Annotated in this window: 10 protein-coding genes and 1 pseudogene; 5 read left to right on the top strand and 6 right to left on the bottom strand. The window is 60.3% G+C overall.

From position 1 onward, the window contains the following. The first annotated feature begins 129 nt into the window (after positions 1–129). A complete protein-coding gene (arsA, locus tag DL86_RS15565; RefSeq protein WP_036263891.1) occupies positions 130–1,941 on the top strand; it encodes an arsenical pump-driving ATPase in 1,812 nt (603 codons plus the stop codon). Between the two features lie 29 nt (positions 1,942–1,970). Here the strand turns inward: arsA and pstS are convergent, their stop codons facing one another. Continuing rightward, complete coding sequence (gene pstS, locus DL86_RS15560) at positions 1,971–3,005, bottom strand: phosphate ABC transporter substrate-binding protein PstS (RefSeq protein WP_036263376.1); 1,035 nt, start codon at positions 3,003–3,005, stop codon at positions 1,971–1,973. Between the two features lie 541 nt (positions 3,006–3,546). Between pstS and DL86_RS15555 the strand changes: the two genes are divergently transcribed. Further along, positions 3,547–4,065 (top strand): arsenate reductase ArsC, encoded by a 519-nt coding sequence (locus DL86_RS15555; RefSeq protein WP_425348927.1) that lies wholly within the window; start codon positions 3,547–3,549, stop codon positions 4,063–4,065. Between the two features lie 63 nt (positions 4,066–4,128). After that, positions 4,129–5,094, top strand: coding sequence for a metalloregulator ArsR/SmtB family transcription factor (locus DL86_RS15550; protein WP_051953568.1), 966 nt, complete (start codon positions 4,129–4,131; stop codon positions 5,092–5,094). 206 nt (positions 5,095–5,300) lie between these two features. On the opposite strand, the gene DL86_RS15545 is transcribed toward DL86_RS15550, so the two are convergent. The 4 genes from DL86_RS15545 to DL86_RS15530 all read right to left on the bottom strand — a co-directional run bounded on the left by DL86_RS15545 (position 5,301) and on the right by DL86_RS15530 (position 10,204). Further along, positions 5,301–6,272: a Csu type fimbrial protein gene (locus tag DL86_RS15545; RefSeq protein WP_162180449.1), complete on the bottom strand. Its 972-nt coding sequence runs from the start codon at positions 6,270–6,272 to the stop codon at positions 5,301–5,303. Between the two features lie 51 nt (positions 6,273–6,323). Next, positions 6,324–8,873 carry a fimbria/pilus outer membrane usher protein gene (locus tag DL86_RS15540; RefSeq protein ID WP_156964705.1) on the bottom strand — a complete coding sequence of 850 codons (2,550 nt, stop codon included), beginning with the start codon at positions 8,871–8,873 and terminating at the stop codon, positions 6,324–6,326. Between the two features lie 87 nt (positions 8,874–8,960). After that, positions 8,961–9,689, bottom strand: coding sequence for a fimbrial biogenesis chaperone (locus DL86_RS15535; RefSeq protein ID WP_202899219.1), 729 nt, complete (start codon positions 9,687–9,689; stop codon positions 8,961–8,963). 29 nt (positions 9,690–9,718) lie between these two features. Next, positions 9,719–10,204, bottom strand: coding sequence for a Csu type fimbrial protein (locus DL86_RS15530; RefSeq protein WP_036263873.1), 486 nt, complete (start codon positions 10,202–10,204; stop codon positions 9,719–9,721). Between the two features lie 471 nt (positions 10,205–10,675). Between DL86_RS15530 and DL86_RS20610 the strand changes: the two are divergent. Then, positions 10,676–11,218, top strand: a pseudogene (locus tag DL86_RS20610) (MFS transporter); the annotation flags it as partial. A gap of 246 nt (positions 11,219–11,464) precedes the next feature. Then, entirely contained in the window at positions 11,465–11,737 is a 273-nt protein-coding gene (locus tag DL86_RS15520; RefSeq protein WP_036263373.1) for a hypothetical protein, read from the top strand. Between the two features lie 332 nt (positions 11,738–12,069). Here DL86_RS15520 and DL86_RS15515 read toward each other — a convergent pair whose 3' ends face one another. Beyond that, entirely contained in the window at positions 12,070–13,257 is a 1,188-nt protein-coding gene (locus DL86_RS15515; RefSeq protein ID WP_084572964.1) for a patatin-like phospholipase family protein, read from the bottom strand. Positions 13,258–13,342 lie beyond the last annotated feature (85 nt).

The raw sequence follows: 13,342 nt of genomic DNA, 5'->3' as shown, positions 1-13,342 counted from the left end.
CGTGGTCTGTTTCCATTCGGCCCGGACGTCCACGGTTCGGATCATGGTTTAGTGCTGCTATAGTCCCGTTTATCGGGTGTGGCTGACGCTGGCCTGATCGCCCGCTTCGACGGCGGACCGAAGGACATCATGAACGACGCTGCTGTGGTCCACCCGCCTGGATTTCTCGCCGATCCGAGCCGCTTTTTGTTCTTCACCGGCAAGGGTGGCGTCGGCAAAACTTCGATCGCTTGCGCCGCCGCCTTAGCGCTCGCTGACGGCGGCAAGTCCGTTCTGCTCGTAAGCACCGATCCCGCATCCAATCTCGACGAGATATTGGACGCGCCTTTGGGCAATCTACCGGTCCCAGTCCCCGGCGCCGAGCGTCTGGATGTCCTCAATATTGACCCCATCGCCGCCGCCGATTCCTATCGCATGCGGGTGCTGGCCCAAATGGGGCCGGAGGCAAGCGACCAAGACCGGGACATGGTTCGGGAACAATTGTCCGGTGCCTGCACGACGGAGATCGCTGCGTTCGACGAATTTGTTGGCCGCTTGGCCGTCGACGATGGGACCCACGATCATATCGTCTTCGACACGGCGCCAACCGGGCATACGCTTCGTCTCCTCAGCCTGCCAAAGGCGTGGAGTGGCTTTCTCGAGGGCAATGATCACGGCGCGTCCTGCCTTGGGCCGCATTCCGGCCTCAAGATGCAAGAGGCTCGGTTCAGGACGGCGATGGCGGCGCTTTCTGATCCGGCATTCACGACCATCATCCTCGTGACGCGACCCGAAATCGGCGCAATCGCCGAGGCGGCGCGAACCTCAGCGGAGTTTCGCGCGCTCGGTCTCTCGAACCAGCGTCTGGTCGTGAACGGCGTGTTCTTGGCCAGCGACCGATCCGATTTGGTGGCCGCGTCGCTGGAAGACCAAGGCAAGCGGGCGCTCGCGGATCTGCCGGAGAACCTTCGGGATCTCCCGCGCGACGATATTCAGCTACGACCTTTCGACATGCTGGGGTTAAGGGCCTTGCGCTCACTGATTGGCCGGGCCTCGGCGCCTGCCGCGGCGGCGGCGGCCTTTCTAGACAGAAAGCTTGCCAGCGACCTTCCCGCGTTAGATCGCCTAATCGACCGTCTGGCGGCGGATGGAAAGGGCCTCATCATGGTCATGGGGAAGGGCGGCGTCGGCAAGACCACGATCGCCGCGTCGATTGCCCTCGGTCTGGTCCAGCGTGGTCACACTGTGCATCTCAGCACGACCGATCCCGCGGCCCATCTTGCGATGACGCTCGCGGGAGAGGTTCCCGGTTTGCGCGTCGACAGAATCGACCCCAGGGCGGAGACCGAACGCTACGTCGAGAAAATAATGAAGGATCGTGGTCGTGATCTCGACCCACAGGGGCAGGCTCTGTTGCGCGAGGATTTGCGCTCGCCCTGCACCGAAGAGGTCGCCGTCTTCCACGCCTTCTCAAGAATTGTCGCGGAAGCGCGCGGCGCCTTCGTGGTGCTCGACACCGCCCCCACCGGACACAGCTTGCTGCTTATGGACGCAACCGGCGCCTATCATCGACAGATTACGCGTCAGACGGAGTCGCACCCGCCAGCAGGTCGGATCATTACGCCGCTGATGCGCCTCCAGGATCCGGCCTATACGCGCGTGATATTGGTCACTTTGGCGGAGACCACCCCGGTGTCCCAGGCCGGCGCTCTGCAGGAGGACTTGAGGCGCGCGCATGTCGAGCCCTACGCCTGGGTCGTCAACAAGAGCCTCGTCGCCGCCGGCGCCCGCGACCCGCTCCTTCGGCAGCGGTTGCTGGGCGAGCAAAAACAGATCGAGCGCGTCTGCGGATCGATGGCAAAGAGAGTATTCTTCGCGCCGTGGCAGGCGACCCCGCCAATCGGCTTGCCGGCGCTCCAACAATTGGTCCATCACCGGCCGCAAGCGGCGTCGTACCCTTAAGCCGGAATCAGAAACGTCACCCTACGATTTTAAGAAATGGCGTCCAGAGAGCGTTCCGCGAGCGCCGCCGTTTCCGCAGGCAGAGGGATATAGCCTAGCTGGGACGCAAACGTCTGGCCTGTCGTGAGGCCCCATCTCACCCAATCCTTCACGGCGGCGGCTTTCTTCGGATCTGCGTATTTCTTGTAGAGAAGCAGCCAGCTTAAGGTTGTGATCGGGTATGATCCATCTCCCCGTGGATCCGCCGTGGAATTATTCTCCGTTGCGAGCAATGCCGCCCGGCCGGCCTCTTCGCTGGGCTCGACGAAGCGTCCAGCCTTGTTCTCGAGCGTCGCCATCTGCAAGCCAAGGCGCTTGGCGAAACCGTACTCCACGAAGCCGATCGAGCCTTCACTGATCTTGATCTTTGATGCGACGCCCTCGTTGCCTTTGCCTTGCATAGCCTCTCTTGGCCAATCGATCACAAATCCCTCGCCAGCCCCGCTCGCATGCCAGCTCGCGCCAATCGCCACAAGATGGCGCGTGAAGGCGGCCGTCGTCCCGCTGCTGTCCTGCCGGACCACCACGGCGATGTTCCTATTTGGCAACGACAAATTGGGGTTGGCCTTCTGGATCTGGGGGTCATTCCATACCTTAATCCGGCCACTGAAGATGTCGGAGTAGACATCGCGCGGCAGCCTCAGGACGCCGGCCAAGCCTGGGACATTGTAAGCGAGCACGATCATCCCGGCCGTCGCGGGAACCGAAATAGCTCCGCGCTTGACGCCGATGAGCATCGGTTCGCTTGGCACCACGTCTGTGGCGCCGAAATCAACCGATCCCGCGATAAAGCGGGTGACCCCCTCACCACTCCCCACGACGTCATAGCTCAGCGCGACCTGCTTGTGATCCTGCCGATAAACATCGATCCACTTCTGGTACAGAGGCGCCGAAAACGTGGACCCCGCGCCATGCGCCGACACGTCCTCTTCGGCGCTCAGGCCGAGCCCTGGGATGGCCCAACTGATCAAAGCCGTCCCGCTCGCCAAGAGCGCATCGCGCAGAGCGATTCGACGTGTGATCATTTCGATCTCCCCAGCCACCGAGATTTTTATCTATATTTCGATGAGTATGGACATATCGAATTATTATTATTTGCGCAAGTGCTTTCGTGGATAGGTCACTCGGACAAGCCTCGTGTCGCGATCAAAGAGCACGCCTGTTGTTGACCCGATGAACGATCGAGCATCAGGCCCATTCAACTGACGTGTTGACAAAAAAGCGATGTCCTTCGCTGGCTGCTCCGCCAAGTCATGCCCGAAGGGTCCCGCTCAGCGCGACGAATCGCTTAGGAATTACACCGGATCATCCGGCGAGACCGGCATGCCACCGGCCATCCTCCTTCGCGGAGCCAAACGTTCCGGGTTTGATCCGGACAGGCCCGCGCAGGCGGAGGTGGTCGATCTCCCCGTCGATCGTTCCCCTGCCACAGGTCGGGCGGCCTTGCGCGAGCAAATCCAGACTTTAGCCCGTGGCCGCCAAAACCTTGACATCTTCTTCTTGCCTATTTTCGATATGTCGAGTATCGCAGACATATTGAAAATAGCCAGCGCAATGGAGGCGGAGGTGGGGACGGAAAAACTTCTCAACGTGCTCTTTCTGTGCACCGGCAATTCGGCCCGATCAATCATGGCCGAAGCTATCCTAAATCGGCTTGGAGCCGGCAAGTTCAAGGCCTTTAGCGCGGGCTCGCACCCAAAGAGCGAGATCAACCTCTACACGCTCGCGACCCTGCAGAAGGCCGGCTATACGGCGGACGGCCTGCGCTCAAAGAGTTGGGACGAATTCGCCGGCCCGGACGCGCCGCCTCTCGATTTCGTCTTTACCGTCTGCGACGACGCAGCCGCGGAGGAATGCCCCTACTGGCCGGGGCAGCCGATGACGGCGCATTGGGGGCTTCCCGATCCAGCCGCCGTGGAAGGGGATGAAGCTTTCAAACATCTCGCGTTCGCGGATACGTTCCGAATGCTCGCAAATCGCATCTCCATATTCTGCGCCTTGCCTTTGAAAAGCCTCGACAAGCTTTCGTTGCAAAGGCGTTTGGACGACATTGGCAAAGTCATCCCCGCCAAAAACAGCGCTTGAAGCGTTCTGACCTTCTGCCGAAGAGGCCTGCGCCTTGACCTGGGGCCACCAGTTGAGAACCCAATGAAATCGTCGCTCTCCCCAACCGCGCAAATCGATCCGATGCAGAATCGATTCGAGGCGTCTGACGCGGTCAAAATCCTATCCGCGCTCTCGCAACCCTCGCGTCTTGAGATTTTCCGTCTTCTGGTGCGATATCTCCCCTATGGGCTCGCCGCAGGCGACGTCGCGCGGCTGTTAGCTGTCCCTCACAACACGCTTTCGACCCATCTAACTCTGCTCGAACAGGCCGGGCTCGTTCTGTCGCGTCGCGAGGGCCGATCGATCATCTATGCCGCGAATCGCAATCGCGCTCTGCAACTCAGCGCATTTCTCCTGGAGGATTGCTGTCGCATGACGCAACAACCTTGCGACGTCTCCGCCTTGACGGGCGCGGCGCTTCCATTCCCGGCCAAACGCGAGAGCTTCATGTCTCAAACGATCTATAACGTTCTCATCCTTTGCACAGGAAATTCGGCGCGCTCGATTATGGCGGAAGCCATCTTAAATCGCGAGGGCGCCGGTCGCATCCGAGCTTTTTCGGCGGGAAGCCAGCCCCGGGATGTTCCCAATCCGCACGCGCTTATTCTCTTGAAAGACCTTGGCTACGACACGGACGGCTTTCGCTCAAAGAGCTGGAACGAATTCGCTGCCCAGGGCGCGCCGAAAATGGACTTCATCATTACCGTTTGCGACTCCGCGGCAGGCGAGTCCTGTCCGTTTTGGCCAGGTCATCCCCTGGTCGCCCATTGGGGAATTCCCGACCCGGCGGCGGTTAATGGGACCGACGCCGAAAAGCGCGCCGCCTTTATGGAAGCCTACCGTCGTCTCGGGGCGCGGATCAGCGCCTTTGTCAATTTGGATATCGAGACGCTCGATTTATCGACGTTGAAGCATCGGCTCGAGGATATTGGAGCGATGGACGGCGCGACTCCAATGGCGGCCCAGTGGAAGGCCGCCGCGAAACTCGATCCGGCGAGGATGAGTTGACGCCGTCTTACGCTCTCCGCCGCCGCTTGGTCGCCGAGGGTCCCGGGACCGCGCCTTTTTGATAGCTGCCGTCGTGGGCTTCGGAGTCATTGCCGAATGGTTGGCGGCCTTCGCGCCGGCCGATACATGTCCACGACGGAGATAGCGTCCACGATGTGCGGCGGGAACGTGCCAATATCGCCAAGCGAACCGGAACTCATTCAGATCTAATAGGTCACGGTCACGACGATCGTATCCGTGTAGGTTCCCGCAACCGGAGTCGTTTGTGCTGGAACCCGTCCAAAGACGGAAACGGATTGCGTTAGCCCGGCGCCCGTGCCGGCAACGGTGTCGACACCAGGAGAATTGCCCCAGTTCAGCGTCCGCGCCGCGTTTTGATACAGGGCATAATTGATAATTCCGCCGCTTGGCCCTGTCATGCCGCGAGACGAGGTCGTCGCGCCAACCTTTGCGCCGGCCGAAAGTCCCAATGTGTAGGGCGCGGCGTTCGTACATGTGACGGACAGCGTCCCTGTGGCGTCGACATCCGACGCCAACACGCCGGCGGAACCGAAGTTGAGGTTGCTCGCCGAAACGCTGCAAGCCGATGGAACGGTCGCCGAGACATTGAAACTCGTCGTCGCATCCGCTGTCAACAGATTGCAGCTGAGAATCGAGAGCAGTCCGTACTTGATATCGGCGTCGAGGGAACTAAACGAACTGAGATAGGATCCAGCCGGGACGGTCTGTTGTCCGGCAAAAACCCTGCCATACATGGTCACGGTCTGGGTAGAGCTACCGATGAACAGAGGAAAAATTACCGTCACGGGCGCCGCGCCGCCCCCAGCCCAAAAATCCGAACCCCAGGGCGCGGTTCGCGCGGCGTCGCTGTAGAGGCCATAGATCAGGTTGTTCGATCCAGATGTCATCAAGCGATGCGTGGCTGACGAACCTCCGCCGCTGCCGGCCCCAATGTTGACGCACACGCGCAACGCCACGCCAAGCCCGTTGCAGGTGATCGATACGGTCGCCGTCGTGTCGACCACGCTGTTGGCGGTCACATCCACGGACCCGAACGACACGTTGGTGACAGAAAAACCGCAGGTTTGCGCGTGTGCAGCGGATAAGAGAGTGCAAAGGCACAGGAAAATGCCCGCAATCGTCGCGGCGATCGGGTGAAAAAATGTCTTCCTCTGCATAGCTAAGGTCCTAATATGATCTGGCTCACTGAGCTCGACACGACGCATCATTTACCTGCATGTGACTGGAATCACGGCCTGCTCATTTGCGGCGCCCGCATAGCTGAATGACGCCCGACATGTCCCCGAGACCGTTTTGACGACGAGCGCATTCTCGCGCGCGAGTCCCTTGACATAGGCGCGGCCGTCATACCCGACGACGAACGCCTGGCCGCCGTCGATCTCGCCTTGCGATCCTGCGGGGATCGGCTTGCCGTCCGGTGTGGACAGAACAAGAATCGCGACGTTATTGTTGGTCTCAACGCCAAAATTCACACGTACTCCGGCCCGGCCGGCGGGCGCCACAACAGTCTGAGTGGACGCGACATCGGCGTTCACCGGCAAATTACGGGGATCAATCGCGATCTTGTTGCTTTGATAGGAGCGCAAATTCGGCAGGACGAGCCGGCCTGCGGAATCGGTTGAGCCGACGGGACGGTTTTCGTAGAGAACCGCAACGTTGGGCGCGCCGGTCTCCACTACCGCGAAACTGTCGTCGATGCGATTGGTGAAAAGTATGTCCGAACCCGTCGTTGCGATCGCTCCGTCGATTTGAGCTGTGGCGCTGGTCGATCCACGCCGATTGCGAACGACCCCGGCCTCGGCCCATCCATAGGGCGAACGATAGGACGCGGCCGCCTGCGTTACGGCGCTTCCCCCCTCTCCGGCGCCGAAGCGCCAGCCATAGCTGCCGGGCTCCTGACCGAGCGGCTTCTGGGCGCCGACGATCGCGTTGCGACCGCCCTGTCCGGTCGAAAATCCGGAGGCGGCGGTTACTTGATCGCCGAGTGGGACCGACAGACTGAAGTACAAGCCGGCGTTTCTCCGGGCGCCGAAGTCGGTGAACACGGTGGCGCTGAGCGTCGCGTCGAACGCAAGCGGTCGCGAATAGGAGGCTGAAAGTATCCTGGAAGTATTGCCGGTTGCTTCGCGAAGATCAATGTAGCTCGCACTGAAACTACCATTGTCAAATGGCAGAGGCGTTCCGACCGAAAGGCGGTTAATCATCTTTGGCGGTTCATAGTTCAGGAACAGTGGCGGATAGGATGTCGCGTTGGCGAAGGCGACATCATATTGCAAGAGGCCAAAGAGCGTCTTGACGCGTTGTAGCCCGCCGCTCTGAAATCGCCCCATCAGGGATGCGAGATCCTGATAGGCTCCATGACTCATCTGCGAACTGGCGGTAAGGCTTACCGGACCGATCCTGGTTTCGACGGAAGCATAGGATTGCAAACCGACGCCGAAGTTGGATCGGCTCCCCGCCAGCGCCAGGGACGCGACGCCGAAGCCTCCAACGCTCGCGACTGCGCCGATGCCGGCGTTTGCGAGACCCGCGCCGCCTTCGGCGTGGCTCTCAAGCGTCAGCCAATCGGAAATCCCCTGGCGCCAACTCCCGGACGCGACAGGCTTGGCGATATAGGCGTCGAGAGTTGTGCCGAACCCGAATCGCGGAAACCCGGCTTCAAGTGAGAAGTCGAAGAGTCCAGGGGCGAGGAGGCTAGACGAGGCGTAGAACGGCAGACTGCTCTGGGTCTCGTGACCTGCCGCATCGCGAACGACGATCCTCGCCTCGCCGCCGCCCGTAACGATTGGAATGTTTGTAATGCTATAGGGACCTATGCCGACGTCATGCGAAAATGTCTTCAGGTTGTTGATATATAGGTCAACAGTCGACGGGACGGCCGCGCTGCCGCTCGCCGATGCAAGCGGGACAGTAACCAGGTCCGGTCGAAGGCCGAAGTTGCGCTGGGCCTGAAAGCCGCCGATGCGAATGGGCCTCGTCCAGGCGAGGCCGCCGTTGATGACGTCTCCCGCCCGGTAGGTCGTCAGCGTATTCTGGTCGGAATAGGTAAAGTCGGTATTAAGCCGCAATACATTGCCGCCGTTTACGCCCGCGCCAATCGCGGGCGCGATGACCGATTGACTCAACGTGCCAAACGGCGAAAAGGCCCGGGCGTCAAGCGACGCGGTCAGACCCGCAAACCCGAATGTGCTCCAGTTGAAGCGGCCGTTGGAGACGCCCAACAGGTTGTAGTTGAGAACGCCGCCAAAAGTCGCCCCGGCCGCTGGCGGCTTCTCGCGACGAGGAGAGGCGTCTAACATAGTTCCTTTACGCAAGCTGTCAGTTATCGTCAGATAGATCCGCTGTCCGGGCTCATCGTAGCGGTAGGTCAAACCCTCGATCTCTTCCAGGACAACGAAACCGTCCTTAACTTTCGCCGCGCCGATGCTCAGCCCTATCTCTTCAAGCTCCTCGCCGCGCGCGCCGAGGCGACGCCCGTCGACAGACGTGAACGAGCCGATCAGTTTGGTCGGTTCGTCATTGATGAAGACCTCGAGCTGAAGTTGCTGAAAGGCGTCCTCGGCCAGAACCTGGTGGATCGCCGCAAGCAAGATTGCAACCGCAACAACGGTCGTCGACCCACGTTTCGCTTGCAATGACAAAAGGCGCGCCAGTCTGGAGGGACCCGCATCGCTGAGTCCAAACACAGCCTCGATCCACGACGCGAAACCGTGCGCGCGTTGGGGTTGTTGATCGAACTGTTCATCGATCCGGCGCATCGCCGTTTCCACTATCGCACCGGACGTTCCTTTCTTGACATTGCCGCCAACAGCGCGACAACCAGACAAGATTAGAGCGGTCGGCTTTTAGCGGCCGGCGAGGATAGGAGCGACGGCTTTAATTGGACCCTCATTGCCCTGGCCGGAAACCTCGGCTGATCCGCTCGAAGCCAATCCACCACTTCCTCGCGGCGCAGGCCATCGCATGGTCGAATGGCCGAGCGCGTAGCCGACGAGTCCCTTGCCGAATGAGATGGTCTTGCCGCCTTTGTCGCGCAACGACAACGCCGAAATCCTAAGCCGCGAGTCGCCTTTATTTCGTGCGGAAAGAATCGTTTGTCCGGCTTGCTTTTGCACCGACCATTCGACCGCCGCGGGCGATCGTTCTGGCGCGGCGAAGAAGACAGGAATAGATTGGCGCACAAGCAATCTGATCGTCCTTCCGGCGGACGACGTCGCCTCTGGAAGCTCATCGACGTACAGCCGGTAGGCCTCCTCTGCGACTACCGGCTGTTTTGCAACCCGCACGACGCGGGCGACATAATCGGTGTTCGGCTCGAGCGTGACGGCGGGCGGAGAAGCAACAACATCCTCCGTTGGGTCCAGACGGTCCTCGCCATCTATCTGTGACCAGTGAAAGACGCGGATTTGCACATTGATGGGCCTTGGGCCCTCATTGCGTAGAGTGAGAGTGGCGGCAGCTCCGGGTGCCAATACATCCAACGAGGCGGGTTGAACTTGTAGCGACGCGGCATATGCAAGCGCGCCGACGAACAACCAAATGGCGATAGCTAGGATAAGTTTCGCCCCAGACACAATTGTTCTCCAGAACAGGCCGGTGCAGTTTAGTAGGTCACCGTGACCGTAATAGTATCCGCATAAACGGCGGCTGCGGGCGTCGTTTGCGCCGGAACGAGTCCAAAAACAGTATGGCTTATAGAAGAGCCGTCACCTGTCCCGACGACCGTATTCGTGCCGATCGTTTCGCCCCAGACGGTCGTATGGCCGCTGTCCTGATAGAGCGAATAGGTGATGGTGTTTGCGCCATTGGTCATCTTGCGCGCGGCGACTGTCGCGCCCGCTCCCGTGCCGGCGTCCAGCCCAATAGTGTAGGGAGTTGTATTTGTGCATTGCACCTGGATCGTTGAAGTCCCAGGGACAGCCGCCGAAAGCACGCCTGAGGAGCCGAAATTTAACGTCGAGGCGCTGTTAATGATGCAGGAAGAGGTGATCGTCATCTGAACGGTGAAAGTCGTCGTGGTGGTCGCCGCGAGGGCCGTTCCAGCTGAGAAAAGGAGCGTGCCCAGCACCAGGATTGCCTTGCGCAACATCAATAAGTTCCCTTCCGCGTCCACAACATCGGTGCGGTCGCCGCCGTAAGGCTGATAGCCAATAAATTTAACTTCGGCGAAACGGGCCGCTATTCATATTTGATAAAACTCTCTTCATTTGTAGCAATCGTAACAGCTAAAAACAAGCTCAATATGTCCGAGTTTGGTAAGCGGGGCGAACGACCGCCAGCTCTTAATCGTAGGTCTCTACGGTTCGGCGCTCGGGTCCGGGACTCCTGATGTCGCAGGCAATGCGAATTTGCCACCGCAAGACCCCACGGGCCCGCGTCGTCGATTGCCTGACCAGGATTCATCTGAGACCGCTCATTCGATGAGCCTGAACGGCCGCGGAGAACGTCCAGGGTTCAATCTCGAATCGACAATCGCGTGACGAGCCCATCCGCGAACCATTGCGAGAGAAAGCTGGCGACCTGCGGCGTCACGTCTTCATCGCCGCCTCGGTAAGCGAGGAGCTTCATGATCGGCTTCTGCATCCTCTTTGCCTTCATCGGAACGTTCACCTACATCAATTTCGTGCTTGTTCGCCCCCCGGTCGCGGTCGGCATGATGACCGTGGGCGTCATCTACCTTGTCTTTGCGCCATCCATTGTCACAACGCCGCTGGCTGGCAACGCTGTCGGTCGTTGGGAAACGCGGCCGACAATGTGGGGCGCGCTTGGACTCGCCGGGCTTGGCCTGCCGCTTGTGCTGGCGCCACATCTCGAGACCTTCATCACGGGCATGGTTTTGATCGGCGTAGGAACATTTGTCGCGTAAGCGGCCGCAACCGGATTCGTCGGCCGCACGGCGACGAGAGACCGTGGCGCCGCGAGCGGCATCTATCTCGGGAGCTATTTTTGCGGAGGCCTCGTCGGCACGGCGGTCCTGGGGGTGATCTTCGACCGGTTCGGCTGCGCCGCCTGCGTCTCCGGCATCGCTCTTGTGCTTGCGGCGGCGGCGGTTCTCACATCGCGGCTGAAAATTGACTCGAGCCACCGGGTTATGGCGGCATAGGGCAGACAGCCGAAAGAGCGGCCGTCGGGGTCCTGCTGAGGTATGCGGACTTTGCGCTTAGGAGCGTCCGAAAGCGATTGCCACGACCTCGGCCAATGCGCCGAGCGAGCCTGCCGATAGCCAGCCGCTATCAAAGTCCAAGCCAAAGAATATTTCTCTTCTGTCTGTCGACCGCGCATTTTCAGTCTCGGCAGAGCCGATAAGGTTTCCGGCCCAAGCGATCGATCAGACAGCAAGGAAACGACCATGCAAAACAAGCTTCTTTTCTCCGCCATAGTCGCAGCCGCCATCGGCTTCGCCGCAGCGCCCAGCGCGTTTGCTCAAGCCGCCACGCCGACGCCTTTCAGCAGGGACGCGATGCGCTTTGAGAAGTCCATGAACGTCCCGCTGAGCGAGGGCAGGTCCTTGAATCTCCATATCGTCGAGATGCATGGCAAGCGGATGGCGCTCGTGCCTGTCGATGAGCTCAACGCGCTCTTGAGCCGGGCGGAGGGCCACAGCATGAACATCGGAAACTAAGGGGGAGCTATGTCCTTAGGCTAGCCCCAAGCCCAGCAACAGCAGTCGCGCGCGTGCCGGTCTTCAACGATGCCGATACCGCGCGATTCGTAGGCAATCGCCTCTTCCATTCCATTGGAGCGGAAGAAATCGGAAGCGTCTGCAGCTCGCCGTGGGCAGTGTGAGAAGAAAAATCCGCCGCCGCGCGAATGGCTCCAAATCATACGTCTAAGGCGAATGGCTAAATGACGCGATTGTCGCATCATGGCGCCACCGCACGATGCGAGATCGGGACCAGCGACTTCGCGGGGTTCTGACGAGTCGCAGGAAGGATGCTGTCGCTCCTGGCCTGTTCATTTCATCGGAGCTGTCGCCGGGCGGCATTCGTGGAGGTAGAAGCCCTCGATCGGGTTGACCTCGCCTTCCCATGGCGCGTCGGCGAGCACCCGGCGCGTATCTTCATAGCCCGCCGCCCAACGACAGCGGATGCCGGCACGGCTGAAGTCGATATCCTTGGTATGGTCTTCCCCTTCAAGCGGAGGGGCGACGAGCCGGACGACATGTATGCGGGTTAGACATCCATAACCCGCCATTTCGCGCACGAGGTTGGTGTCGCGTTCTCTCTCGGGCAAGCGCATGGCAAGTTCGGCGATGATATGCCGCAAGCGGTGAATTTGCTTTTGCCGTTTGATGTGGCTGACGGCGCGGCTCGAATATTGGATGTCCTTCTGGCGGTTCAGAACCTGCCAGATCGTTTCCGGCTCCGGTCCGCTCGGATTCCAGATGTGGACCGCGAACACAAGCGAGTTGCGGCGCGGGGTGTCGTCAAACACCGCCTCGACAGGCGTGTTGGACAAGATCCCACCGTCCCAAAAAAGCTCGCCGTCGATGCGAACCGCCGGAAACGCCGGCGGCAACGCTCCCGAAGCCATGACATGACGGGCCGTCAATTTCGTGTCGCGGCTGTCGAAATAGCGCATTTCGCTGGTTTGCGCGTTCGCCGCTCCGACGGTAAGCCGCGTCGGACCGCTTTGGACAAGCGAGAAATCCACAAGGTCGGTCAACGTCGCTTCTAGCGGACCGGTAGAATAATACCCCGCCGCGTCAGCGGAAAGCGGCGCATGAAGGCCAAGGAAAGCGAATGGGTTGGGTCTGAAAAAGCTCGGTATTCCCGACGTCAGCGTCATCCAGTTCGGCAAGGCACGGCCGAGCCACGGCAGGCCTGCGATGGCTTCGAGCGCCGGCTTATGTCCGACTCGGCTCCAAAACTCATCCAATCTCGCGAGGCGATTTTCGGGCTTGTTGCCAGCGATCAGACTTGCGTTGATGGCGCCGATCGATGTGCCGATCACCCAGTCTGGTTCGATTCCAGCTTCATGCAGGGCTTGATAGACGCCGGCCTGATAGGCGCCGAGGGCGCCGCCACCCTGCAACACTAGGACGATCTGACCGCAATCGGAGATGTTTTGCGGCGCCCCGCCGTCGTTGGCCGCGATGCCCGGATCCTTTCTTGCGTCGTTGATGGCATGCGCTTGTGTCATCGAAATGCCTCCAAAAGCATGGCCCGCGTCAGGGGGCGCTCGACCGACGGCCGTCGCCCCCTCGGGCCTCTGAACGCGTTGCAAG

The sequence above is a fragment of the Methylocapsa aurea genome, assembly GCF_000746085.1.
GTDB lineage: Bacteria > Pseudomonadota > Alphaproteobacteria > Rhizobiales > Beijerinckiaceae > Methylocapsa > Methylocapsa aurea.
Note: the sequence above shows the minus strand (reverse complement) of the source record. Positions and strands in the feature narration are given on the sequence as shown.

Bases quoted from the DNA above. Each gene is read 5' to 3' on its own strand.
- DL86_RS15520 (WP_036263373.1), top strand. From the start codon at position 11,465: ATGCAAAACAAGCTTCTTTTCTCCGCCATAGTCGCAGCCGCCATCGGC.
- arsA (WP_036263891.1), top strand. From the start codon at position 130: ATGAACGACGCTGCTGTGGTCCACCCGCCTGGATTTCTCGCCGATCCG.
- DL86_RS15530 (WP_036263873.1), bottom strand. From the start codon at position 10,204: ATGTTGCGCAAGGCAATCCTGGTGCTGGGCACGCTCCTTTTCTCAGCT.
- DL86_RS15545 (WP_162180449.1), bottom strand. From the start codon at position 6,272: ATGCAGAGGAAGACATTTTTTCACCCGATCGCCGCGACGATTGCGGGC.
- DL86_RS15550 (WP_051953568.1), top strand. From the start codon at position 4,129: ATGAAATCGTCGCTCTCCCCAACCGCGCAAATCGATCCGATGCAGAAT.
- DL86_RS15540 (WP_156964705.1), bottom strand. From the start codon at position 8,873: ATGCGCCGGATCGATGAACAGTTCGATCAACAACCCCAACGCGCGCAC.
- pstS (WP_036263376.1), bottom strand. From the start codon at position 3,005: ATGATCACACGTCGAATCGCTCTGCGCGATGCGCTCTTGGCGAGCGGG.
- DL86_RS15515 (WP_084572964.1), bottom strand. From the start codon at position 13,257: ATGACACAAGCGCATGCCATCAACGACGCAAGAAAGGATCCGGGCATC.